General features: G+C 54.5%; 18 protein-coding genes. 10 read left to right on the forward strand and 8 right to left on the reverse strand.

Annotation, left to right across the window (positions count from 1 at the left end; all coding sequences use genetic code 11):
* Positions 1-80: 80 nt before the first annotated feature.
* Positions 81-644 carry a 1,6-anhydro-N-acetylmuramyl-L-alanine amidase AmpD gene (gene ampD / locus ACQG0T_RS03850; RefSeq protein ID WP_045337999.1) on the forward strand — a complete coding sequence of 188 codons (564 nt, stop codon included), beginning with the start codon at positions 81-83 and terminating at the stop codon, positions 642-644.
* Positions 641-1,495: a beta-lactamase regulator AmpE gene (gene ampE, locus ACQG0T_RS03855; protein WP_003856320.1), complete on the forward strand. Its 855-nt coding sequence runs from the start codon at positions 641-643 to the stop codon at positions 1,493-1,495. Before ampD ends, ampE begins: the two co-directional genes overlap by 4 nt.
* An 18-nt stretch (positions 1,496-1,513) precedes the next feature.
* Here the strand turns inward: ampE and ACQG0T_RS03860 are convergent, their stop codons facing one another.
* From ACQG0T_RS03860 to aroP, 3 genes are all read right to left on the reverse strand, one after another.
* Positions 1,514-2,464 (reverse strand): glycoside hydrolase family 43 protein, encoded by a 951-nt coding sequence (locus ACQG0T_RS03860; RefSeq protein WP_032647256.1) that lies wholly within the window; start codon positions 2,462-2,464, stop codon positions 1,514-1,516.
* Between the two features lie 10 nt (positions 2,465-2,474).
* Positions 2,475-3,872 (reverse strand): glycoside-pentoside-hexuronide (GPH):cation symporter, encoded by a 1,398-nt coding sequence (locus tag ACQG0T_RS03865; RefSeq protein WP_023295923.1) that lies wholly within the window; start codon positions 3,870-3,872, stop codon positions 2,475-2,477.
* Positions 3,873-4,036: 164 nt separating this feature from the next.
* Positions 4,037-5,407, reverse strand: a complete 1,371-nt coding sequence (gene aroP / locus ACQG0T_RS03870; protein ID WP_126291367.1) for an aromatic amino acid transporter AroP — start codon at positions 5,405-5,407, stop codon at positions 4,037-4,039.
* A gap of 537 nt (positions 5,408-5,944) precedes the next feature.
* Here aroP and pdhR point away from each other — a divergent pair.
* From pdhR to ACQG0T_RS03895, 5 genes are all read left to right on the forward strand, one after another.
* Complete coding sequence (pdhR, locus tag ACQG0T_RS03875; protein WP_252051945.1) at positions 5,945-6,709, forward strand: pyruvate dehydrogenase complex transcriptional repressor PdhR; 765 nt, start codon at positions 5,945-5,947, stop codon at positions 6,707-6,709.
* A 123-nt stretch (positions 6,710-6,832) separates the two neighbouring features.
* Entirely contained in the window at positions 6,833-9,496 is a 2,664-nt protein-coding gene (gene aceE, locus ACQG0T_RS03880; protein ID WP_003856315.1) for a pyruvate dehydrogenase (acetyl-transferring), homodimeric type, read from the forward strand.
* Between the two features lie 14 nt (positions 9,497-9,510).
* Positions 9,511-11,406 carry a pyruvate dehydrogenase complex dihydrolipoyllysine-residue acetyltransferase gene (aceF, locus tag ACQG0T_RS03885; RefSeq protein WP_017694504.1) on the forward strand — a complete coding sequence of 632 codons (1,896 nt, stop codon included), beginning with the start codon at positions 9,511-9,513 and terminating at the stop codon, positions 11,404-11,406.
* A gap of 175 nt (positions 11,407-11,581) precedes the next feature.
* Positions 11,582-13,006, forward strand: coding sequence for a dihydrolipoyl dehydrogenase (lpdA, locus tag ACQG0T_RS03890; protein ID WP_003856313.1), 1,425 nt, complete (start codon positions 11,582-11,584; stop codon positions 13,004-13,006).
* Positions 13,007-13,284: 278 nt separating this feature from the next.
* A complete protein-coding gene (locus ACQG0T_RS03895) occupies positions 13,285-14,682 on the forward strand; it encodes an RCC1 domain-containing protein (RefSeq protein WP_232949619.1) in 1,398 nt (465 codons plus the stop codon).
* Between the two features lie 207 nt (positions 14,683-14,889).
* Here ACQG0T_RS03895 and ACQG0T_RS03900 read toward each other — a convergent pair whose 3' ends face one another.
* Positions 14,890-15,681, reverse strand: a complete 792-nt coding sequence (locus ACQG0T_RS03900) for a DUF2950 family protein (protein WP_252051943.1) — start codon at positions 15,679-15,681, stop codon at positions 14,890-14,892.
* A 10-nt stretch (positions 15,682-15,691) separates the two neighbouring features.
* Positions 15,692-17,146, reverse strand: a complete 1,455-nt coding sequence (locus tag ACQG0T_RS03905; RefSeq protein ID WP_271040555.1) for a DUF3300 domain-containing protein — start codon at positions 17,144-17,146, stop codon at positions 15,692-15,694.
* Positions 17,147-17,591: 445 nt separating this feature from the next.
* On the opposite strand from ACQG0T_RS03905, the gene acnB reads away from it, so the two are divergent.
* Both acnB and yacL read left to right on the forward strand, forming a co-directional pair.
* Positions 17,592-20,189, forward strand: coding sequence for a bifunctional aconitate hydratase 2/2-methylisocitrate dehydratase (gene acnB / locus ACQG0T_RS03910; RefSeq protein ID WP_017383766.1), 2,598 nt, complete (start codon positions 17,592-17,594; stop codon positions 20,187-20,189).
* Between the two features lie 212 nt (positions 20,190-20,401).
* Complete coding sequence (gene yacL / locus ACQG0T_RS03915) at positions 20,402-20,764, forward strand: protein YacL (protein WP_017694501.1); 363 nt, start codon at positions 20,402-20,404, stop codon at positions 20,762-20,764.
* A 31-nt stretch (positions 20,765-20,795) separates the two neighbouring features.
* Here the strand turns inward: yacL and speD are convergent, their stop codons facing one another.
* The 3 genes from speD to ACQG0T_RS03930 form a co-directional block, all read right to left on the reverse strand.
* On the reverse strand, positions 20,796-21,590 hold the full coding sequence (gene speD / locus ACQG0T_RS03920; RefSeq protein ID WP_017694500.1) for an adenosylmethionine decarboxylase: 795 nt from the start codon (positions 21,588-21,590) through the stop codon (positions 20,796-20,798).
* Positions 21,591-22,460 (reverse strand): polyamine aminopropyltransferase, encoded by an 870-nt coding sequence (gene speE / locus ACQG0T_RS03925; RefSeq protein WP_015572694.1) that lies wholly within the window; start codon positions 22,458-22,460, stop codon positions 21,591-21,593. It abuts the gene before it with no gap.
* A 101-nt stretch (positions 22,461-22,561) separates the two neighbouring features.
* Positions 22,562-22,909 (reverse strand): YacC family pilotin-like protein, encoded by a 348-nt coding sequence (locus tag ACQG0T_RS03930; protein ID WP_003856306.1) that lies wholly within the window; start codon positions 22,907-22,909, stop codon positions 22,562-22,564.
* 145 nt (positions 22,910-23,054) lie between these two features.
* Between ACQG0T_RS03930 and cueO the strand changes: the two genes are divergently transcribed.
* On the forward strand, positions 23,055-24,614 hold the full coding sequence (cueO, locus tag ACQG0T_RS03935) for a multicopper oxidase CueO (protein ID WP_032652587.1): 1,560 nt from the start codon (positions 23,055-23,057) through the stop codon (positions 24,612-24,614).
* The last annotated feature ends 48 nt before the right edge of the window (positions 24,615-24,662 follow it).

The raw sequence follows: 24,662 nt of genomic DNA on the forward strand, positions 1-24,662 counted from the left end.
CTCCAAATTGGTAACGAATCATAATATTGAAACATGCTACTCTGAACCGAGTAACAGCACCATAGATAAGGAGTTCCAGCATGTTGTTAGAAAACGGATGGCTGGTGGACGCGCGGCATGTACCGTCGCCGCACCACGACTGCCGCCCGGAGGATGAAAAGCCCACACTGCTGGTGGTTCACAATATTAGTCTCCCGCCGGGTGAGTTTGGCGGTCCGTGGATCGATGCGTTATTCACTGGAACGATAGATCCCGATGCCCACCCCTTCTTTGCTGAGATTGCGCATCTGCGCGTATCGGCGCACTGTCTGATCCGTCGTGATGGCGAAGTGGTTCAGTATGTTCCTTTTGATAAGCGTGCCTGGCATGCCGGCGTGTCGATGTATCAGGGACGCGAGCGGTGCAATGATTTCTCCATTGGAATTGAACTGGAAGGAACGGACACCGCGCCTTACACCGATGCGCAATATGAGAAACTGGTTGCTGTAACGCAAACGTTAATCGGGCGCTATCCCGCCATTGCAGACAATATTACAGGGCACAGCGACATCGCCCCCGAAAGAAAAACCGACCCCGGCCCGGCGTTTGACTGGGCCCGGTTTCACGCCATGCTTACCACGTCGTCAGATAAGGAGATAACATGACGTTGTTTACCATGCTGCTGGTTATGATCGCTGAACGCCTGTTTAAGCTCGGCGAGCACTGGCATCTGGATCATCGGCTGGAGGTGTTATTCCGCCGCATCAGGCATTTTTCCATGCTGCGCACGCTGCTGATGGCGGCAGGCGTGATGGCGATTACGTTCCTGTTGCTGCGCTCGCTTTACGGCCTCTTTTTCAACGTGCCGCTGCTGGTGGTGTGGATCCTGCTCGGCGTGCTGTGTATTGGCGCGGGCAAGGTGCGTTTGCACTATCACGCGTATCTGAAAGCCGCTTCCCGGGATGATGCCCACGCGCGCGGCGCGATGGCGAGCGAGCTGACGATGATCCACGGCGTACCGCCGGACTGCGATGAACGCGAGTTTCTGCGGGAGCTGCAAAACGCGCTGCTGTGGATCAACTTCCGTTACTACCTGGCGCCGCTGTTCTGGTTCGTGGTGGGTGGACCCTGGGGGCCGGTACTGCTGATGGGTTATGCGTTCCTGCGCGCCTGGCAGACCTGGCTTGCCCGCTATCTTACGCCGCATGAACGTCTACAGTCCGGCATTGATGCCATCCTGCACGTGCTCGACTGGCTTCCGGTGCGTCTGGTAGGCGTGGTCTATGCCCTCATCGGTCACGGTGAAAAGGCGCTGCCCGCGTGGTTTGTCTCCCTTGCAGACCGCCATACCTCGCAGTATCAGGTTTTAACCCGACTGGCACAGTTCTCGCTGGCGCGTGAGCCGCACACGGACAAAGTCGCAACGCCAAAAGCTGCCGTCTCGATGGCGAAGAAAACATCCTTTGTGGTGGTGGTGATTGTGGCGCTGCTGACGATTTACGGCACGCTGGTCTAAGCCAGCGCGCCGAAGCTGTTACGGCGTATCCGCAGGCGGGATGCCGAAGTCAGGCATCCCGTTTTCGTTCCAGCGGACGAGTTTCAGGCGAGTATGGCGATTGGGATCGTAAAGCGGATCGCCTTCAATTTCAGTGTAGTTTCGCGCGTGGTAGACCAGCATATCTTCGCCTTCCGGCGTCTGCGTAAAGCTGTTATGGCCTGGCCCATACTGACGGTTTTCGTAGCTGGTGACGAACACCGGGCGCGGGGATTTATGCCAGTTAGCCGGGTTTTGCGGATCGGCATTCAGGTCTGCCCACAGTAATCCCATGCAGTAGTTCTCGTCGGTGGCGCTGGCGGAATAGCTGATAAACAGCTTATCGCCATGGAACAGCACCGCCGGGCCTTCGTTGACCCAGAACCCACGGCACTCCCAGTCATATTCCGGTTTACTGAGCATCACCGGCTCGCCTTTCAGCGTCCACGGATTTTCCATTTCACACAGGTAAAGATTGGAGTTACCGGAAATGTCCGGGGCTTTTTGCGCCCACAGATACCAGCGTTTACCCTGATGAACAAAGGTGGTGGCATCCAGCGCGAAGGTGTCAAACGGGGTTTTGATTTGCCCTTTTTCCACCCACGTACCGGTGAGCGGATCGCGATCTGCACATTCAATGGCAAACATGCGATGCTGGAACATCCCGAGCTGATCGAGCGCCTGGGTATGCGTGGCGGCAAAATAGATGTACCACCTGCCGTCGATATGATGCAGCTCCGGTGCCCAGATCAGCTGGCTCATCGGGCCGGTGTCGGGCTTGCGCCAGACAATCACCTCTTCGGCATCGCGTAAACCTTCCAGCGAGTCCGCGCGGCGGATCGCCAGCCGATCGTACTCCGGCACGGAGGCGATAAAGTAATATTGCCCATCGTGACGCAGGATATACGGGTCGGCGCGTTGTTCAATAAACGGGTTTGGCCAGGTTTGCATTCGGCTTTCCTTATTTAGTCTCAGCGGCTTTGAGTTCCTGATAATCGTTCAGCTCGCGATAGTTGGTGCGACGCTTTTCCAGATCGGACTGGATCTGCTTCATGGTCTCACGGTCCACTTTCAGCAGACGTACTACGCCCGCGGTAATTAAGTATCCAATGCCGGGAATGATGGTAAACAGCAGCACGATCCCGTTGATGGCATCCGCGCTCTGCGCTTTTGCGCCCGCGTCGTAGCCGTACCAGGAGAGCAGGAAGCCGACCATTGCCCCGGCAATCGCCAGACCCAGCTTCAGGAAGAAGATGTTGCCGGAGAAGCTGATCCCGGTGATGCGTTTCCCGGTTTTCCATTCACCGTAGTCGTCCACGTCGGCCATCAGCGACCAGTGCAGCGGTGACGGGATCTGGTGCAGGATGTTCAGCAGGACGTAGAGCACGACAATGGTTGTCGTCGCTTTCGGGTCGAAGAAGTAAAAGGCGCAGGAGAAAATCGCCAGCACGATGTTGGTCCAGAAGAAGACCTTCAGCTTACACCAGCGGTCGGTCAGCACTTTCGCCAGCATACTGCCGAACATCATGCCGACCACGCCCAGGCTGATAAACAGCGTGGCGAAATGGGTGCTTTGCCCCATGACCCAGGTGACGTAATACATGGTGGCCGCCATGCGGATAAAGCCAGGGCAGACGTTGCACAGGGTTAACAGCAGGATCCGCACCCACTGGTCATTCTTCCACACGTCTTTCAGGTCGTTTTTCAGTTCGTCATGGGTTTGCACTGCCGGACGCACGCGCTCCCGCACGGTGGCGAAGCAGAACAGGAACATACAGGTTCCAATCAGCGCCAGCACGGTCATTGCCATCTGGTAGCCTTTGGCTTTGTCATCTCCCCCGAACCAGTCGGCCATCGGCAGGAGCGTCAGCGACAGCAGCAGCGTGGCGATACCAACCATAACAAAACGGTAGGACTGGCAGGCAACGCGCTCTTTCGGGTCGTTGGTGATCACGCCGCCGAGCGAGCAGTACGGAATGTTGATGGCGGTATAGGTCAGCGACAGCAGGAAGTAGGTGACAAAGGCATAGATTACTTTGCTGTTATAGCTCCACTCCGGCGTGGTGAACATCAGAATGCTGAACAGCGCATAGGGGAAGGCAATCCACAGCAGCCATGGACGAAACCGGCCATATTTGCTGCGGGTACGGTCGGCAATCGCGCCCATAATTGGGTCCGTGACGGCATCAATGACGCGTACGGACAGGAGTAAAACGCCAACCAGTGCAGGAGCCAGACCAAAAATATCCGTATAAAAGTAGTTAACAAATAACATGATGGCGCCAAAGATAATGTTGCATCCGGCGTCACCCATACCATAGCCGATCTTTTCTTTTACTGACAGTTTGTTGTTATTCATCGACAGCTCTCCGGGTTTCGGTATGGAGAGAATTATTCGCTGGCAAACGAATATATGCGTTGCAATATAAAGGCGGTGATATGGAGGATTTTGCTGTAGGCGCGAATTTGTGAGGAAGGTAACAAGACGCTGTACCCGCAACCGCGAGTACAGCGAGAAAACACTTAGTGCGCTTTCACCGTTTTGGCATTTTTCTGTTTCACCATATAACCCACGCCGAGGATCGCAATCCAGACCGGGATCAGGTAGACGGAAATCGCCATGCCTGGGGTGATGAGCATGATGACCAGCACAGCTGCCATGAACAGCAGGCAAACCCAGTTCCCCAGCGGATAGAGCAGGGCAGGGAAGCGCGTGGTTACGCCCTGCTGGTGCTTGGCGCGGCGGAACTTGATGTGCGCGAGGCTAATCATCGCCCAGTTAATCACCAGCGCGGAAACCACCAGCGCCATCAGCAGACCGAAGGCAGATTCCGGTGCCAGGTAGTTAATCAGAACGCACAGCGCCGTCACGACCGCCGACACGATGATGGTATTAACCGGTACGCCACGCTTATCAACGGTAAGCAGCGCTTTCGGTGCGTTGCCCTGTTGCGCCAGGCCGAACAGCATACGGCTGTTGCAGTAAACGCAGCTGTTATAAACGGAGAGCGCGGCGGTCAGCACCACGACGTTGAGCGCGTTCGCCACGAAGGTGTCGCCCAGCTCGTGGAAGATGAGCACAAACGGGCTGGTATCCGCCGTCACGCGCGTCCATGGCAGCAGGGAGAGCAGGACCGCCAGGGAGCCCACATAGAAGATCAGAATACGGTAGATAACCTGGTTAGTGGCTTTCGGAATGCTCTGCTCCGGGTTGTCGGCTTCCGCGGCGGTGATGCCCACCAGCTCCAGACCGCCGAAGGAGAACATGATTATTGCCATCATCATCACCAGACCGGTCATGCCGTGCGGCAGGAACCCGCCTTGCTCCCAAAGGTTGCGCACGGTGGCCTGCGGACCGCCGTTGCCGCTGAACAGCAGCCAGCCGCCGAAGATGATCATCGCTACAACGGCAATCACTTTGATGATGGCAAACCAGAACTCCATCTCACCAAACACTTTTACGTTGGTCAGGTTAATGGCATTGATAATGACGAAGAAGGCCGCCGCAGACGCCCAGGTGGGGATCTCCGGGTACCAGAACTGAATGTATTTCCCAACGGCGGTCAGCTCGGCCATGGCAACCAGAACGTACAGAACCCAGTAGTTCCACCCCGAGGCGAAACCTGCGAAGCTGCCCCAGTATTTATAGGCGAAGTGGCTGAATGAGCCTGCGACCGGCTCCTCAACAACCATTTCACCTAACTGGCGCATAATCAGAAATGCAATAAAACCCGCAATCGCGTACCCCAGAATAATGCCCGGACCGGCCGACTGGATAACCGATGCACTGCCCAGAAACAGGCCAGTACCAATAGCACCGCCCAGGGCGATGAGCTGTATATGGCGGTTTTTAAGGCCGCGCTTTAGCTGCTCGCCATGCTGTTGAGCTTCCATTTGAAACCTCGTGTGTGGTTGTTATGTTCACGCTGTGCGTGTGTAATTATGAAAGTCCATATTCTGTATTTATTTCTTTACGGTTAACGATACCGAAAAAAGCGGAGATGGCTTCCGTTAGCGCAAGAATAGTGGTAAGCGCCAGCGAATGCACCTGCTTTATGAAGGGATGAAGACGACTTGAATAAAAAGAAACCAATTGTAAATCGGTACGTTAACCCCTCATACCCCAACCTATAGAATAGAAATGCGTCAGAAGAGGGCGAATTTTCATTTTTTGCCTTGTTGAATCGCTTCAGATTGCAAAAACCCTCGTTTCATTATGGTTAAAACTGCCTCTTTGGTAGTAACCATTTCATTTGTGCAAAGTTACATTCCTGAAACGTTAGTTCTGTAAGGTTGTTAAAATGTGCCGGGTTTACTGATTTCAATCAAAACCAATATGGACAGAAGGTGAATACTTTGTTACTTTAGCGATACGAACATGAAATTGGTAAGACCAATTGACTCCGGGCAAAAAGGCGTAAGACAGGGAATATGGCCTACAGCAAAATTCGCCAACCAAAACTTTCCGATGTGATTGAGCAGCAGCTGGAGTTTTTGATTCTCGAAGGGACACTGCGCCCGGGCGAGAAACTCCCGCCAGAACGCGAGCTGGCAAAACAGTTCGACGTTTCACGCCCCTCTCTGCGTGAGGCGATTCAACGTCTCGAAGCAAAGGGCCTGTTGCTCCGTCGCCAGGGTGGCGGAACCTTTGTGCAAAACAGCCTGTGGCAGAGCTTCAGCGACCCGCTGGTAGAACTTCTCTCTGACCACCCAGAATCCCAGTTTGATCTGCTTGAGACCCGTCACGCGCTGGAAGGTATCGCGGCTTATTACGCCGCCCTTCGCAGCACTGATGAAGACCGCGTACGTATTCGCGAGCTGCATCAGGCCATTGAACGGGCACAGCAGTCCGGCGATTTAGACGCCGAGTCCAATGCCGTCGTCCAGTATCAAATTGCCGTCACCGAAGCGGCGCACAACGTGGTGCTCCTCCATCTGCTACGCTGCATGGAGCCGATGCTGGCCCAGAACGTTCGTCAGAATTTTGAATTGTTGTATGCCCGTCGGGAGATGCTCCCGCTGGTAAGCAACCATCGCACCCGAGTATTCGAGGCGATAATGGCCAGGGAACCGGAGCAGGCGCGCGAAGCGTCGCACCGCCATCTGGCTTTCATTGAGGAAATCTTGCTGGACCGCAGCCGTGAACAATCGCGTCGCGAACGTTCATTACGCCGCATACAGCAACGAAAGGATTAAGCGCCAGGTACTTTTAGAGCGCGGCAACTAAACGCAGAACCTGTCTTATTGTGTTTTCTGGCGAAAATACAATGGGACAGGTTCCAGACAAATCAACGTATTAGATAGATAAGGAATACCCCCATGTCAGAACGTCTCCAAAATGACGTGGATCCGATCGAAACTCGCGACTGGCTACAGGCGATCGAATCGGTCATCCGTGAAGAAGGTGTTGAGCGCGCTCAGTATCTGATTGATCAGCTGCTTTCAGAAGCACGCAAAGGCGGCGTGAAAGTGGCTTCAGGTGCAGGGGCTAGCAACTACGTAAACACGATTGCCGTCGAAGACGAACCGGAATACCCGGGCAATCTGGATCTGGAACGCCGTATCCGTTCTGCTATCCGCTGGAACGCCATCATGACCGTTCTGCGCGCATCCAAGAAGGACCTGGAACTGGGTGGCCACATGGCGTCCTTCCAGTCTTCTGCGACCATTTACGAAGTGTGCTTCAACCACTTCTTCCGTGCAGCTAACGAGAAAGATGGCGGCGATCTGGTGTACTTCCAGGGCCACATCTCTCCGGGCATCTATGCACGTGCCTTCCTGGAAGGTCGTCTGACTGAAGAGCAGATGAACAACTTCCGTCAGGAAGTTCACGGTAAGGGTCTGTCTTCTTACCCGCACCCTAAACTGATGCCTGAGTTCTGGCAGTTCCCGACCGTATCTATGGGTCTGGGTCCAATCGGTGCGATCTATCAGGCTAAATTCCTGAAGTACCTGGAACACCGTGGTCTGAAAGACACCTCTGAGCAGACCGTTTACGCCTTCCTGGGCGACGGTGAAATGGATGAGCCAGAATCTAAAGGCGCGATCACCATCGCGACCCGTGAGAAGCTGGACAACCTGTGCTTCATCATCAACTGTAACCTGCAACGTCTGGATGGTCCGGTAACCGGTAACGGCAAGATCATCAACGAACTGGAAGGCATCTTCGCAGGTGCTGGCTGGAACGTGATCAAAGTGATGTGGGGCGGTCGTTGGGATGAGCTGCTGCGCAAAGACACCAGCGGTAAACTGATCCAGCTGATGAACGAAACCGTTGACGGCGACTACCAGACCTTCAAATCCAAAGACGGTGCCTACGTTCGTGAGCACTTCTTCGGCAAATATCCTGAAACCGCAGCCCTGGTTGCAGATTGGACTGACGAGCAGATCTGGGCGCTGAACCGCGGTGGTCACGATCCGAAGAAAGTTTACGCTGCACTGAAAAAAGCGCGTGAAACCAAAGGTAAAGCGACTGTGATCCTGGCCCACACCATTAAAGGTTACGGCATGGGTGATACCGCAGAAGGTAAAAACATCGCTCACCAGGTTAAGAAAATGAACATGGACGGCGTGCGTTATATCCGCGATCGTTTCAACGTTCCAGTGACCGATGAGCAGGTAGAAAAACTGTCTTACATCACCTTCCCGGAAGGTTCTGAAGAGCACAAGTACCTGCACGAACGTCGTCAGGCGCTGAAAGGCTACCTGCCTGCTCGTCAGCCTAACTTCACCGAGAAGCTGGAACTGCCAGCGCTGGAAGATTTCTCTCAGCTGCTGGAAGAGCAGAACAAAGAGATCTCTACCACTATCGCTTTCGTTCGTGCCCTGAACGTGATGCTGAAGAACAAGTCGATCAAAGATCGTCTGGTTCCAATCATCGCCGACGAAGCGCGTACTTTCGGTATGGAAGGTCTGTTCCGTCAGATCGGTATCTACAGCCCGAACGGTCAGCAGTACACCCCGCAGGACCGTGAGCAGGTTGCATACTACAAAGAAGACGAGAAAGGTCAGATCCTTCAGGAAGGTATCAACGAACTGGGTGCAGGCGCATCCTGGCTGGCTGCTGCGACTTCTTACAGCACCAACAACCTGCCGATGATCCCGTTCTACATCTACTACTCCATGTTCGGGTTCCAGCGTATCGGTGACCTGTGCTGGCAGGCAGGCGACCAGCAGGCTCGCGGCTTCCTGATCGGTGGTACTTCTGGTCGTACGACCCTGAACGGTGAAGGTCTACAGCACGAAGATGGTCACAGCCACATTCAGTCTCTGACTATCCCTAACTGTATCTCTTACGACCCGTCTTACGCGTACGAAGTGGCAGTCATCATGCATGACGGCTTGCAGCGCATGTACGGTGAAGCGCAAGAGAATATTTACTACTACATCACCACCCTGAACGAAAACTACCACATGCCGGCAATGCCAGCAGGTGCCGAGGAAGGTATCCGTAAAGGTATCTACAAACTCGAAACCATCGAAGGTAGCAAAGGTAAAGTTCAGCTGCTGGGCTCCGGTTCTATCCTGCGTCACGTTCGTGAAGCAGCGCAGATCCTGGCGAAAGACTACGGTGTGGGTTCCGATGTGTACTCTGTTACCTCCTTCACTGAACTGGCGCGTGATGGCCAGGATTGTGAGCGCTGGAACATGCTGCACCCAATGGAAACCCCACGCGTTCCGTACATCGCTCAGGTGATGAACGACGCGCCAGCGGTGGCGTCTACTGACTATATGAAACTGTTCGCTGAGCAGGTTCGTACTTACGTTCCAGCTGATGATTATCGCGTACTGGGTACTGACGGCTTCGGTCGTTCTGACAGCCGCGAAAACCTGCGTCACCACTTCGAAGTTGATGCTTCCTACGTGGTAGTAGCAGCACTGGGCGAACTGGCTAAACGTGGCGAAATCGATAAGAAAGTGGTTGCAGACGCAATCACCAAATTCAACATCGATGCAGATAAAGTTAACCCGCGTCTGGCGTAAGAGGTAAAAGAATAATGGCTATCGAAATCAATGTACCGGACATCGGGGCTGATGAAGTTGAAATCACCGAGATCCTGGTCAAAGTGGGCGACAAAGTTGAAGCTGAACAGTCGCTGATCACCGTAGAAGGCGACAAAGCTTCTATGGAAGTCCCGTCTCCTCAGGCTGGCATCGTTAAAGAGATCAAAGTCTCTGTTGGCGATAAAACCGAGACCGGTAAACTGATCATGATTTTCGATTCCGCCGACGGTGCAGCAGCTGCTGCACCTGCGCAGGAAGAGAAGAAAGAAGCAGCACCTGCTGCTGCTCCAGCAGCGGCCGCGGCAGCGAAAGAAGTGAACGTGCCTGACATCGGCGGTGACGAAGTTGAAGTCACTGAAATCCTGGTGAAAGTGGGCGATACCGTTGCGGCCGAGCAGTCACTGATCACCGTAGAAGGCGACAAAGCCTCTATGGAAGTGCCGGCACCGTTCGCGGGTACCGTTAAAGAGATCAAGATCAACACCGGCGACAAAGTGTCTACAGGTTCCCTGATCATGATTTTCGAAGTGGCGGGCGCTGAAGGCGCTGCGGCTCCAGCGAAAGCGGAAGCTGCTCCGGCTCCGGCTGCTGCACCAGCGGCTGCTGGCGGCGTGAAAGACGTTAACGTACCGGACATCGGCGGTGACGAAGTTGAAGTGACCGAAGTGATGGTAAAAGTGGGCGACAAAGTTGCCGCTGAACAGTCACTGATCACCGTTGAAGGCGACAAAGCTTCTATGGAAGTGCCTGCGCCGTTCGCCGGTACCGTTAAAGAGATCAAAATCAACACCGGCGACAAAGTATCTACCGGCTCTCTGATCATGGTCTTCGAAGTGGAAGGCGCAGCACCTGCCGCCGCTCCAGCTGCCGCGGCTGCTCCGGCACCGGCTGCTGCACCGGCTCAGGCTGCTAAACCGGCTGCTGCCCCTGCTGCTAAAGCAGAAAAATCTGAGTTCGCTGAAAACGACGCTTACGTCCACGCGACTCCGCTGATTCGTCGCCTGGCGCGCGAATTCGGTGTGAACCTGGCGAAAGTGAAGGGCACTGGTCGTAAAGGCCGTATCCTGCGCGAAGACGTTCAGGCTTACGTGAAAGATGCGGTGAAACGCGCCGAAGCTGCACCTGCTGCTGCCGGTGGCGGTATCCCGGGCATGCTGCCATGGCCGAAAGTGGACTTCAGCAAGTTCGGTGAAATCGAAGAAGTGGAACTGGGCCGTATCCAGAAAATCTCGGGTGCGAACCTGAGCCGTAACTGGGTAATGATCCCGCACGTTACCCACTTCGATAAGACCGATATCACCGATCTGGAAGCGTTCCGTAAACAGCAGAACGCCGAAGCTGAGAAGCGTAAGCTGGACGTGAAGTTCACTCCAGTGGTCTTCATCATGAAAGCGGTTGCCGCTGCCCTTGAGCAGATGCCTCGCTTCAACAGCTCCCTGTCCGAAGACGGCCAGAAGCTGACGCTGAAGAAGTACATCAACATCGGTGTTGCGGTTGATACGCCAAATGGTCTGGTTGTTCCGGTCTTCAAAGACGTGAACAAGAAGAGCGTCACTGAGCTGTCCCGTGAACTGACCACCATCTCCAAAAAAGCGCGTGATGGTAAGCTGACTGCCGGCGAAATGCAGGGCGGCTGCTTCACTATCTCCAGCATCGGCGGCCTGGGTACCACCCACTTCGCGCCGATTGTGAACGCGCCGGAAGTGGCTATCCTCGGTGTGTCCAAGTCCGCGATGGAGCCGGTGTGGAATGGCAAAGAGTTCGTGCCGCGTCTGATGATGCCAATCTCTCTGTCCTTCGACCACCGCGTGATCGACGGGGCTGATGGTGCGCGTTTCATCACCATCATCAACAACATGCTGAGCGACATTCGCCGCCTGGTGATGTAATCGAAAAGCCGGCCAGTCGGCCGGCTTTTTTCTGATAATCTCATGGGGTTTTTGAGGTTATTGGTGAAAGCGATAATTCGTGAGCCGTTTGTTGTTTCAAAATTGTTAACAATTTTGTAAAATACGGGCGGATAGAACGACCCGGTGGACGACGGGTATACATTAAGAGGTCATGATGAGCACAGAAATCAAAACTCAGGTCGTAGTACTTGGGGCAGGCCCGGCAGGTTACTCCGCAGCATTTCGCGCCGCGGATTTAGGTCTGGAAACCGTCATCGTAGAACGTTACAGCACCCTCGGCGGTGTTTGTCTGAACGTCGGCTGTATCCCTTCTAAAGCGCTGCTGCACGTAGCGAAAGTTATCGAAGAAGCCAAAGCGCTGGCTGAACACGGTATCGTCTTCGGCGAGCCGAAAACCGACATCGACAAAATTCGTACCTGGAAAGAGAAAGTTATCACTCAGCTGACCGGCGGTCTGGCGGGTATGGCCAAAGGCCGTAAAGTGAAAGTGGTAAACGGTCTGGGTAAATTCACCGGTGCGAACACCCTGGAAGTGGAAGGCGAAAACGGCAAGACCGTGATTAACTTCGACAACGCGATCATCGCGGCAGGCTCTCGCCCAATCGAACTGCCATTCATTCCACATGAAGATCCACGCGTGTGGGATTCCACCGATGCGCTGGAGCTGAAAACCGTTCCTAAGCGCCTGCTGGTTATGGGCGGCGGTATCATCGGTCTGGAAATGGGTACCGTGTACCATGCGCTGGGTTCAGAGATCGACGTGGTTGAAATGTTCGACCAGGTTATCCCGGCTGCCGACAAAGACATCGTTAAAGTCTTCACCAAACGCATCAGCAAGAAATTCAACCTGATGCTGGAAACCAAAGTGACTGCCGTTGAAGCGAAAGAAGACGGTATTTACGTTTCCATGGAAGGCAAAAAAGCCCCTTCCGAACCACAGCGTTACGACGCCGTGCTGGTGGCTATCGGTCGTGTGCCGAACGGTAAAAACCTCGACGCGGGCAAAGCTGGCGTGGAAGTGGACGACCGTGGCTTCATCCGCGTTGACAAACAGCTGCGCACCAACGTGCCGCACATCTTTGCTATCGGCGATATCGTCGGTCAGCCAATGCTGGCGCACAAAGGTGTTCACGAAGGTCACGTTGCCGCTGAAGTTATCGCCGGCATGAAGCACTACTTCGATCCGAAAGTGATCCCATCTATCGCGTACACCGAGCCAGAAGTTGCATGGGTCGGTCTGACTGAGAAAGAAGCGAAAGAGAAAGGCATTAGCTATGAAACCGCCACCTTCCCGTGGGCTGCTTCTGGCCGTGCTATCGCGTCCGACTGCGCAGACGGTATGACCAAACTGATCTTCGACAAAGAGACTCACCGCGTGATCGGTGGTGCGATTGTCGGTACCAACGGCGGCGAGCTGCTGGGTGAAATCGGTCTGGCTATCGAAATGGGCTGTGACGCGGAAGACATCGCGCTGACCATCCACGCTCACCCGACTCTGCACGAGTCCGTGGGCCTGGCGGCAGAAGTGTTTGAAGGTAGCATTACGGACCTGCCAAACGCGAAAGCGAAGAAGAAATAAGTTGCTTTGTGTCTGATAAGCGCCTCTTCGGAGGCGTTTTTTTTGGTTTAAAGTCCATATCTTAGTGTTAATTATCAATTTAAATGCAGAATAGATAAAATATTTGTACATGGTTAATTGAATGTATTCGCGAATCAAATGATTCATTTAATTTTTAATGGGTTTGTATAAGCCGCTGTGTTTATGTTTTTTTTAGGAGTGGCTTGGTTAATTTGACTTAAAATAGAAAGATAATATAACTATCGCTGGGATTACTCTATTAAAAGGAACCAGTTATTATGAATAGTTATGAATCGACCTCTGGTATTCGTGATTTAAAAGTCATGGGGGCCAGAACACAATTAGGGGGTGCTTGGGCGAGTGCGACGCATAAGCTTGTAGCCCTTGATAAAGAGACCCTACAGCCCGTCAGCGTTGACTGGTGGTATGAAGATGAATCCGCACCGCGCTTTACTGGACCTGTTTTCACCGATACCCGCCCAAATGTACGCTTGCTGGCAAATTCTGATGTTTATCGGCTGGGTGATGTTATTAATATCAGTAACTTTGGGGGTTCGAGTTCCGCGTTTGCTGTCATAAAAGATGATGGTACCGTAGAAGCGTGGGGGAAGCCAAAACATGGTGGAACCTCACCAACCAGCGAGCGTAACTATAATGTCAGGGCTATTTATGGCGGCCAGTACGCTTCTGCGGCTGTTAATACCAATGGCCAGGTATTTACCTGGTCTGTGGATGATGATAACCCTCTGCCTGATAATGTTGTTGCACTGGATGATATTTTAGATATTAAAGTTGCTGGTGGTAACGACGGTAATGACATCTATCTTGCGTTGCGAGCTAACAACCAAGTCGTACAGTGGAAAGTTGGGGCTTCTCAAAATGACTTTCCTGCTGATATTGCTGCGCGCAGTGATTTCATAGCCATCCAATCCACGGAAACTGCCTTTGCGGGAATTCTACAAAATGGTCATGTGCTAGCTTGGGGAAGTGCAGCATACGGTGGCGCGCTACCGACACATCTGAAAGAAGTAAATGATGTTGTCGCACTTTACAGTAATAGCGGTGCATTTGTGGCACTCAGGGCCTCAGGCAGTGTGATTGCATGGGGAAGCGCCAGTTGTGGCGCTATGATTCCGGATCATATTGCTTGCCTCAAGGATATTGTTTCCGTACACAGCACCAATTCAACTTTTATTGCTTTAAGACAAAATGGCAGTGTGGTTTTTTGGGGGCAGAATTACTATTTGACCGAAATGCCACCGGAAATTGCCGGTCTGACAAATATTATCGATGTTCAGGCCGCTGTTAATGGCAGCTATGCTTTTTTAACTTCGGAGGGGAAAGTGTACTGCTGGGGACATGTCTCGATTTTCGATATACAAATGCCTGAGGATCTTACGGATGTGGTATCTCTGACAGGGGGTACTTACAATTCTTTTGCAGCGCTTCGCCGTGACGGTACCGTAGTGGCATGGGGATTGGGGTATGAAGGTGGCGACACCTCACCTGTCGCACATGAACTTTATAATATTCGTGCCATCTATTCCTGCGATTACCATTTTTGTGCCCTGCGTGACGATAATCATCTCTTCGAATGGTATGCGGAGGACGGAACGGATATAACAAAGATGCCAGCAGATTTGCAGGGGAATGTTACCTATAGCTTTGTTAAATGATCGTGCTGCCAACCCCGAAAGCGAAACAGAAATAAGTTTCTCTCTTGAGTGGTCTCCATTGCGAACAATGTTGATCTGAATTAGAAGAAGCGAAACCTATACTGGAAGCTCAGTTGGTGAATATTTTGTAAAAACATAGCCGGGTGACGCTGCGCTTACCCGGCCTACAAAAATCGTAGACCGGGCAGGCGAGGTGCCACCGGACGTTTACGGTGCCACGGGCTGCCAGGATGTATCAGGTTTATACACGGTCAATGCCTGGACTTTTCTGGCGGTTTCACTGCCGAGGTCTGCCTGATAAACTTTGTCATCCTGGTTAACAACAAAGCTCATTACCCCCGTCTGACCATAGCTCACGGGCCAGGCAACCATCGCAAAGCCATTTTTATCCGGCAGAATGCGGAACCGATAACCGTGATAGCCCATACCTGGCTCCGGCGGGCTGAAGGCGGGACCCAGCGGGCTTGGCGCTTCGCCCGGCGAGATGGGCCAGTACAGGCCGTCTTTTAGCCCTGGTGTGCTGACAATCTTGTGCGCATAGCGATGGTTCATGGCGTAGTAGCTCTGCTGTGCGTCGACGTAGGCGTGCAGCGCTCCGATAGCCGCGAGTTCGTTGCGGCCGATTTCGCGGGTCAGGATCTCATCAGCCGCTTTCTGCATATCAAATTGCCAGCCCTCTTTTTTCTTCACTACCGGTATGGGGAGTTGCCAGCCGTTATCGCCAACTGACAGATGGGTGATATCGCCGCTGATTTCGGTACGATGGTTAATCTTCCAGTCACGCAGGAATCGAGCTACCGCCTCCGGATCAACCCCTTCAGGTGGCAGATAGTCGCGCCAGTTATCCCCCAGCAGGTCGGCCATCGCGCGCTCATTCTGCTCGCTGATGGTCTTCGTCAGGGCATTGGCCGCCTGCTCAGGCGTGGAGAAAGATTGCTGGGCGCAGGCGAAGGTGGATACCATCAACAACAGCATTCCACCGATCGGTTTCATGTTCATAGCGGCTTCCTTAACGACGATGGAATTCACGGTGTTCGGTATGATGTTCGGACAGCTGCTGGCGGCTTTGCAGCCCGCGCTGGTGCTGGGCCTGCCAGTTGGCCGAGCGGCTGTCGTTGCCGCTCAGGGCGTTTGCCCGCAGCGGCTGATGCTGAACCTGCGTCGGGCGTCTGGTTTGCGCAAGAGTATTATTCATCCGTTGTGCGTGGGGCCGCGCGCTGTCGTAGCCGCGATAGTTGCTGCGCTGAGAGAGCTGCTTCAGCTGCTGCGCGGACGCTGAATGTTGCGGGAAATGCGCGTCGCCATGCTGTAGCTGTGTGAGGGTTTTGCCCGTCGACTGCTGTACCTGCGCCATCGCAGCCTGCCGCTGGCTATCGCGGTTGACCGGCTGCTGCCGGGTAGCGCTCAGCCCGCCCGGCACTGAAGTCTGATGATAGCGGCTGGCAAGCTGGCTATTGGCGTAGGGCACGCCGTTGCGGTAGGCAGGATTATGCTGCCAGACCTGATGATTATCGGTACGGTGCTCGCCGGTGATCTTATTGAAGTTATTAACATTAATATTAATGTTATCGCCGTTATGCGAATAACCGCCGTGGTGATCGTCATCATGATCGTGATGGTGATCGTCGTCATCGTCCCAGTCGATGTTACTGAACAGCGCATAGGTGGTGGCTACGCCGAGGCTATAGCCAAAGCCTCTGACAAAACTATTGGTAAACTGCTGGCCGGGAGACGGGGGCAGATACACCGGCGGATAGCTGGCGTTTGGCCACGTGCCATAAACGGTGGAAGGGTTGTAGGTAGGGATATAAACCACCTGTGGATCGGCTGGCTCAATTTTAATCACCGTCGGACTAGCCGACGTTGACGTCGCGGCTGTACTGGTGGAGGCTGGCGCAGATTTTTTCACGGTGGTGACGGTCTGCTGCGGGGTGGATTGCAACGTGCCTGTCTGCTGCGCCAGCAGGCGCAGACGCTGCACGGAATCCATCACATCCTTTGGCTGGGCCAGAAAGGCGTCGCCGAGGCTCTGTACCCACGACGGGTTTTCTCCCATCAACGACATTAACTGCGGAAAGGCGACCAGCGATTTCACGCTGGCATCCCATGGCTGCCCGCTGACCGCCTGAATAGCGGTATCGCCCTGCATTTTAGGGTTGTCCTTTGACCACTGGGCGGCCTGAATCACGCTCGCCGGATAGGTTGAGGCCATCAGAATTTGCGACAGCAGCGCGTCGGGATAGAGCGCAATGGGCGCTGTCCACTGATCGATCTGCGCGGCGGTATAGGCCGGAGTCGCCACCGGGGCAGGTTGTGCTGTCGGGGCGGGAAGCTGCGGGGCTACCGGCGCAGGTGCGGGAGCGGGTTCCGTTGCGCGGCTTTTAACGAACATGACGCCCGAGGCGGCAAACAGCCCCGCACTGCAAAGCAGAACAAGAAGATGTGGTTTAAAAGGCAACTTCATAGATTGACTCCAACGAGACGAGTGCAGTGCCGTGAGGCGTTGCTGTTGCCGCGAGTATCATTCACCCGTGTTTTACAGTTTTAACTTTTGTTGGGAAAACCTCCGAAGCATCCGGATAAAGAGTGTGAGTATTTATTACACAATTATATCGGATGGCTGAACAGGCGACGGAAATTCAGAAGGCCGCGCGAGCGACCAGCAGCGCGTTGTCGGGGTGACGACAGACTTACGGAACTGCTTCCGGGCCCGGTGACGGGTTGCTACACCATGCTTAACGATTCAGCAAATTTTTTAATGTTGCTTTTTTGTAAACAGATTAACACTGTGCAGAAATCCTGCTATGCTGCCCGACGCGGTATCGGGCATTTACCCTACAAACTGCTGTCTCACAGGAGCGTGAAGAGAACGCCCGCCGCATATGACAATGAGAGCGAGGAGAACCGTCGTGCTAGAAGAATACCGTAAGCACGTAGCAGAACGTGCCGCCGAGGGAATTGTACCCAAACCGTTAGATGCAACCCAAATGGCCGCGCTCGTCGAGCTGCTGAAGAACCCGCCTGAGGGCGAAGAAGAATTCCTGTTAGATCTGCTGATCAACCGTGTACCGCCTGGCGTAGATGAAGCTGCCTACGTAAAAGCCGGATTCCTTGCCGCCGTTGCCAAAGGCGAAGCCACCTCCCCACTGGTTACTCCTGAAAAAGCGATTGAACTGCTCGGCACCATGCAGGGCGGCTATAACATTCATCCGCTGATTGACGCGCTGGATAACGACAAGCTGGCGCCAATTGCTGCCAAAGCGCTCTCTTCAACGCTGCTGATGTTCGATAACTTCTACGATGTGGAAGAAAAAGCCAAAGCAGGCAACGTTTACGCGAAGCAGGTGATGCAGTCCTGGGCCGATGCCGAATGGTTCCTGAACCGCCCTCAGCTTGCTGAAAAAATTACCGTTACCGTCTTTAAAGTGACCGGTGAAACCAACACCGATGACCTTTCTCCGGCGCCGGATGCATGGTCTCGCCCGGATATCCCACTGCACGCCCTGGCGATGCTGAAAAACGCCCGTGAAGGCATTGAGCCGGATCAGCCAGGCGTGGTTGGCCCGATCAAACAGATCGAAGCCCTGCAACAAAAAGGTTTCCCGCTGGCTTACGTCGGTGACGTGGTCGGTACCGGTTCTTCCCGTAAATCCGCCACCAACTCCGTGCTGTGGTTCATGGGCGACGACATTCCGCACGTGCCGAACAAGCGCGGCGGCGGCCTGTGCCTCGGCGGCAAAATTGCGCCAATCTTCTTCAACACCATGGAAGATGCGGGCGCGCTGCCAATTGAAGTGGACGTGAGCAACCTGAACATGGGCGACGTGATTGACGTTTACCCGTATAAAGGCGAAGTGCGCAACCACGAAACCAACGAACTGCTGGCCAGCTTCGAACTGAAAACCGACGTGCTGATCGACGAAGTGCGTGCCGGTGGCCGTATTCCGCTGATCATCGGCCGTGGCCTGACCACCAAAGCGCGTGAAGCGCTGGGTCTGCCGCACAGTGACGTATTCCGTCAGGCGAAAGACGTGGCCGAGAGCAACCGCGGTTACTCTCTGGCGCAGAAAATGGTGGGTCGCGCCTGCGGCGTCACTGGTATCCGTCCTGGCGCGTACTGCGAACCGAAAATGACCTCCGTGGGGTCTCAGGACACCACTGGCCCAATGACCCGTGATGAACTGAAAGACCTGGCGTGCCTGGGCTTCTCTTCCGATCTGGTGATGCAATCCTTCTGCCACACCGCGGCGTATCCGAAGCCGGTTGACGTAACCACGCACCACACGCTGCCAGACTTCATTATGAACCGTGGCGGTGTCTCCCTGCGTCCGGGCGACGGCGTTATCCACTCCTGGCTGAACCGCATGCTGCTGCCGGATACCGTCGGTACCGGCGGTGACTCCCATACCCGATTCCCAATCGGGATCTCCTTCCCGGCGGGTTCCGGTCTGGTGGCGTTTGCCGCAGCGACCGGCGTGATGCCGCTGGATATGCCGGAATCAGTGCTGGTGCGCTTCAAAGGTAAAATGCAGCCGGGCATTACCCTGCGCGATCTGGTGCACGCGATCCCGCTGTATGCCATTAAACAGGGTCTGCTGACCGTCGAGAAGAAAGGCAAGAAAAACATCTTCTCTGGCCGCATTCTGGAAATTGAAGGTCTGCCGGATCTGAAAGTGGAGCAGGCGTTCGAGCTGACCGATGCCTCTGCCGAGCGTTCTGCGGCGGGCTGTACCATCAAGCTGAACAAAGAGCCGATTATTGAGTATCTGACCTCCAACATCGTGCTGCTGAAGTGGATGATAGCGGAAGGCTACGGCGACCGTCGTACGCTGGAGCGTCGTATTCAGGGTATGGAAAAATGGCTGGCGGATCCGCAGCTGCTGGAAGCCGACGCTGACGCAGAGTACGCGGCGGTGATTGAGATCGATCTGGCGGATATCAAAGAGCCAATCCTGTGTGCGCCTAACGATCCGGACGATGCGCGTCTGCTCTCTGACGTGCAGGGCGATAAGATCGACGAAGTGTTCATCGGCTCCTGTATGACCAACATCGGCCACTTCCGTGCTGCCGGTAAGCTGCTGGATACCCACAAAGGCCAGCTGCCGACCCGTCTGTGGGTGGCGCCGCCAACCCGTATGGATGCGGCGCAGCTGACCGAAGAGGGCTACTACAGCGTGTTTGGTAAGAGCGGGGCGCGTATTGAAATCCCTGGCTGTTCCCTGTGTATGGGCAACCAGGCGCGCGTGGCCGACGGTGCGACGGTGGTTTCCACCTCAACCCGTAACTTCCCGAACCGTTTAGGTACCGGGGCGAACGTTTACCTGGCCTCTGCGGAGCTGGCGGCGGTTGCGGCGCTGATTGGCAAACTGCCAACGCCGGAAGAGTACCAGACCTTTGTGGCTCAGGTAGATAAGACGGCGGTGGATACTTATCGTTATCTGAACTTCGACCAGCTCTCTCAGTACACCGAGAAGGCTGACGGGGTGATCTTCCAGACCGCAGTATAAATGCTACCCTCTCCCGTGGGAGAGGGGCTGGGGGTGAGGGCACCAGACCGCTCCGCACCTGACCCATTGCCCGGTGGCGCTACGCTTACCGGGCCTACAAAACCCATCGCAACGTCGGTGGGTTTTTTATTTTCATTCCTCCCACCTCTCCCGCTTTTTTTCTTCCTCTCTGCTGCGATAATTACCCTAATGGCTTTGCAGAGGAAAACGCTATGGATTACGAATTTTTGCGCGACATCACCGGCGTGGTGAAAGTGCGAATGTCGATGGGGCACGAAGCCGTTGGACACTGGTTTAACGAAGAGGTGAAAGAGAACCTCGCGCTGCTGGATGAAGTCGAACAGGCGGCGGAAACGGTGAAAGGCAGTGAACGCTCCTGGCAACGCGCCGGGCACGAATACACGCTGTGGATGGATGGCGAAGAGGTGATGGTGCGCGCCAACCAACTTGAGTTCTCGGGTGATGAGATGGAAGAGGGGATGAGCTACTACGACGAAGAGAGCCTGTCGCTGTGCGGCGTGGAAGACTTTCTGAGCGTGTTGAACGCCTACCGCGATTTTATGAAACAGAAGTAACTCCCCGAAGCGTCCCTGCTCCGGATCACGTTTACACGGTCGGAATGTTACGGCCGTAGTAAATTTCGCGCATCTCTTTCCAGAGCAGGTCGGTAATGACCTTACGCTCTTCGTCACTTAAATCTTCCGGCCTGGTATGGAACATATAGTGCTTAAGATCGAACTCTTTAAGCATCATCTTGGTATGGAAGATATTCTCCTGATAGACGTTCACATCCATCATGTCGTACAGCGACTTCATGTCTTCGGACATGAAGTTCTGAATGGAGTTGATCTCATGATCAATGAAGTGCTTCATGCCGTTGATATCACGGGTAAAACCGCGCACGCGATAATCAATAGTGACGATATCGGATTCCAGCTGGTGGATTAAATAATTCAACGCATTCAGCGGTGAAATCACGCCGCAGGTCGACACTTCAATATCCGCGCGGAAGGTACACAGCCCGCCTTCCGGGTGGCTTTCCGGGTAGGTGTGCACGCAGATGTGGCTTTTATCCAGGTGGGCGACTACCACTTCCGGCAGCGGGCCGGGGTGCTCGGTTTTGTCGATAAGCTTCGGGTCAACCGGCTCTTCACTCACCAGAATGGTGACGCTCGCACCCTGAGGCTCATAATCCTGGCGCGCGATATTCAGGATGTTCGCGCCGATAATCGAGCAGGTCTCTGTCAGGATCTCGGTCAGACGGTTGGCGTTGTAGAGTTCATCGATATAGGCGATGTAACCATCGCGCTCTTCTGCTGTTTTGGCGTAGCAGATATCGTAAATACAAAAACTCAGGCTTTTGGTCAGATTGTTAAAGCCATGCAGTTTAAGCTTTTTCAATTAGTTCACCTCCTTTGAGGACAGCGCGTCTTGCAGATATTGAGGCAACGCAAAGGCTGCGGTATGGATCGCCGGGTTGTAGTAGCGGCACTGGAGTCCGGCCTGGTGGAAGCGGGCCTGCACGATCTCGGTAGAAAGATGGCGCAGTACGTCGTTATCCGTCGCCCAGGCAAAGGTCATGATCCCACCGTAGTAAGTGGGGATCGCCGCCTGGTAGAAGCTGACGTCAGCAAAATAGGTGCTCAGCTTACGGTGGCTATCAAGTGCTTCATCCTGTTGCAGGAAGCAAACGCCGTTTTGCGCCACAAAAATTCCGCCAGGCTTCAGGCAGCGCTTGCAGCCTTCGTAAAACGACGAGGTAAACAGCGACGCGCCCGGACCGATAGGGTCGGTACAGTCAGAGATAATGACATCAAACGTTTGCGTGGTCTGGTTAACAAAATTGACGCCATCGTCGATAACCAGATTAAACCGCGGATCGTCATAGCTGCCGGCATTATGGTTGGGCAGATACTGGCGGCAGAACGACACCACACCGGCGTCGATTTCCACCATGGTGATGGTTTCGACATTCTGATGGCGAGAGACTTCACGCAGCATCGCGCCGTCGCCGCCGCCGATAATCAGCACGTCCTTCGCGTGGCCGTGGGCCAGCAGCGGGACGTGGGTCATCATTTCGTGATAGATAAACTCGTCGCGCTCGGTGGTTTGCACCACGCCGTCCAGCGCCATCACGCGGCCAAAGGCGGCGTTTTCGAAGATTATCAAATCCTGATGATCGGTTTTCTCATGATAGAGCACGTTATCCACGGCAAAATACTGACCAAACTGGTCATGCAGCGTTTCTTGCCATACCGTTTTTTCGGTCATGGGGAGCACCTCCTTCGTTAACATCCATTACATCCGGCAGATGGGCGCAACACAACACCGCCGTGAGGCGGTTAACGGGTCAACAAGGGGCGTCGGGAAGGTTACTTCACGTAGGCGAGCAGGCTGAGTGAATCGCGAGCCAGCGCTTTGCATTTTTTAGCAGTGGGAATGCCAATACCGCTTAAATCACGGTAGCTGTCTTCACCGAGCGCCTTCATGTCGAAGCTGTCGTAGTTGCTGAGGTCCCATTGGTTCTGCTGGGCAAAAAAGACCAGTGCGCGACGAATTTGCCCATTGGGTAAATTCTGGTAACCACAATCGTTTTTCAGAAAAACAAAAACTGCCGTCAGATCGGCCATATCTTCCGCTTCGTTTTCACTTAGCGCGTAACTGTTCGCACACATCGCCATCAGGCTGGCGAACAAAATTGTTCTGAAAAACGTCTTCATTGCCTTTACCACTGCATCACGGAAAATTAACGTTAGCATACTTGATGCCAGGCCGACGATCTTTATTATTGCCGCCGTGCTTGACCTTCCGGTAAGGGGAGGGTTTATGCTCAAAAGATCGCCTGCTGGAAATAAGGAAATGCACATGCAACGTCGTGATTTTTTAAAATTTTCTGCCGCACTGGGGGTTGCCAGCGCGTTACCTCTCTGGAGCCGCGCCGTTTTTGCCGCCGACAGACCGGCTTTACCCATTCCTGAATTACTCGCCGCAGATGCCCGCAGCCGCATTCAGCTTGTGGTGCAGGCCGGTAAAACCACGTTCGGTCAGCACGCCGCCACGACGTGGGGCTATAACGGCAATCTGCTCGGCCCGGCGTTGCAGTTACGCAAAGGGAAGGCGGTGACGGTAGACATTCATAACACGCTTGCGGAAGAGACCACGCTGCACTGGCACGGGCTGGAAGTCCCGGGCGAAGTGGATGGAGGGCCTCAGGGCATTATCAGGCCTGGTGGTAAACGCAGCGTAACCTTTACTCCGGAACAACGCGCGGCGACCTGCTGGTTCCACCCGCATCAGCATGGCAAAACGGGCCATCAGGTGGCGATGGGGCTGGCCGGCCTGGTGCTGATTGAAGACGATGAAAGCCGCCTGCTGCGCCTGCCGAAACAGTGGGGAATCGACGATGTCCCGGTGATTGTGCAGGACAAAAAATTCAACGCTGACGGGCAAATTGACTATCAGCTGGACGTAATGAGCGCGGCGGTAGGCTGGTTTGGCGATACACTCCTGACCAACGGCGCGATCTACCCGCAGCATGCCGCGCCAAAAGGCTGGCTGCGCTTACGTCTGCTTAACGGCTGTAACGCCCGCTCGCTGAACTTCGCCACCAGCGATAAACGCCCGCTTTACGTGGTGGCAAGCGACGGCGGCCTGCTGCCGGAGCCGGTGAAGGTGAGCGAGCTGCCGATGCTGATGGGGGAGCGCTTCGAGGTGCTGGTGGATATCAGCGATGGCAAAGCGTTTGACCTGGTGACCCTGCCGGTCAGCCAGATGGGGATGGCCGTTGCGCCGTTTGATAAGCCGCATCCGGTCCTGCGCATTCAGCCGCTACAGATCACCGCCTCCGGTACGCTGCCGGAGACCCTCACCACGCTGCCAGCACTCCCGTCGCTGGACGGGCTTACGCAGCGTAAACTTCAGCTTTCTATGGATCCGATGCTAGACATGATGGGCATGCAGGCGCTGATGAAGAAGTACGGCAATCAGGCCATGGCGGGAATGCATCACGGCCAGATGATGGGCCATATGAATATGGACCACGGTAAAATGGGCGGCATGGATCACGGCGGCCATGGTTTCGATTTCCACAACGCCAACCGCATCAACGGCAAAGCGTTCGATATGAACACGCCCATGTTCGCCGCCACGAAAGGGCAGTTTGAACGCTGGGTGATTTCAGGCGAAGGCGACATGATGCTGCACCCGTTCCATATCCACGGCACGCAGTTCCGTATTCTGTCTGAAAATGGTAAAGCACCGGAGGCGCATCGTGCGGGCTGGAAAGATACGGTGAGGGTGGAAGGCGGCGTCAGCGAGGTGCTGGTGAAGTTCGACCACGAGGCGCCGAAAGAGTTTGCCTATATGGCCCACTGTCATCTGCTGGAGCATGAAGATACGGGGATGATGCTCGGTTTTACCGTATAAAAAAAGCCGGGTGGCGGCTTCGCCTTACCCGGCCTACATAGGGCACCC

This window comes from Enterobacter cloacae complex sp. 302F9 (genome assembly GCF_050030335.1).
Classification (GTDB): domain Bacteria; phylum Pseudomonadota; class Gammaproteobacteria; order Enterobacterales; family Enterobacteriaceae; genus Enterobacter; species Enterobacter hormaechei_C.

Coding starts and splice junctions, on each gene's coding strand:
- ampD (WP_045337999.1), top strand. CDS start 81: ATGTTGTTAGAAAACGGATGGCTGGTGGACGCGCGGCATGTACCGTCG.
- ampE (WP_003856320.1), top strand. CDS start 641: ATGACGTTGTTTACCATGCTGCTGGTTATGATCGCTGAACGCCTGTTT.
- ACQG0T_RS03860 (WP_032647256.1), bottom strand. CDS start 2,464: ATGCAAACCTGGCCAAACCCGTTTATTGAACAACGCGCCGACCCGTAT.
- ACQG0T_RS03865 (WP_023295923.1), bottom strand. CDS start 3,872: ATGAATAACAACAAACTGTCAGTAAAAGAAAAGATCGGCTATGGTATG.
- aroP (WP_126291367.1), bottom strand. CDS start 5,407: ATGGAAGCTCAACAGCATGGCGAGCAGCTAAAGCGCGGCCTTAAAAAC.
- pdhR (WP_252051945.1), top strand. CDS start 5,945: ATGGCCTACAGCAAAATTCGCCAACCAAAACTTTCCGATGTGATTGAG.
- aceE (WP_003856315.1), top strand. CDS start 6,833: ATGTCAGAACGTCTCCAAAATGACGTGGATCCGATCGAAACTCGCGAC.
- aceF (WP_017694504.1), top strand. CDS start 9,511: ATGGCTATCGAAATCAATGTACCGGACATCGGGGCTGATGAAGTTGAA.
- lpdA (WP_003856313.1), top strand. CDS start 11,582: ATGAGCACAGAAATCAAAACTCAGGTCGTAGTACTTGGGGCAGGCCCG.
- ACQG0T_RS03895 (WP_232949619.1), top strand. CDS start 13,285: ATGAATAGTTATGAATCGACCTCTGGTATTCGTGATTTAAAAGTCATG.
- ACQG0T_RS03900 (WP_252051943.1), bottom strand. CDS start 15,681: ATGAACATGAAACCGATCGGTGGAATGCTGTTGTTGATGGTATCCACC.
- ACQG0T_RS03905 (WP_271040555.1), bottom strand. CDS start 17,146: ATGAAGTTGCCTTTTAAACCACATCTTCTTGTTCTGCTTTGCAGTGCG.
- yacL (WP_017694501.1), top strand. CDS start 20,402: ATGGATTACGAATTTTTGCGCGACATCACCGGCGTGGTGAAAGTGCGA.
- speE (WP_015572694.1), bottom strand. CDS start 22,460: ATGACCGAAAAAACGGTATGGCAAGAAACGCTGCATGACCAGTTTGGT.
- ACQG0T_RS03930 (WP_003856306.1), bottom strand. CDS start 22,909: ATGAAGACGTTTTTCAGAACAATTTTGTTCGCCAGCCTGATGGCGATG.
- cueO (WP_032652587.1), top strand. CDS start 23,055: ATGCAACGTCGTGATTTTTTAAAATTTTCTGCCGCACTGGGGGTTGCC.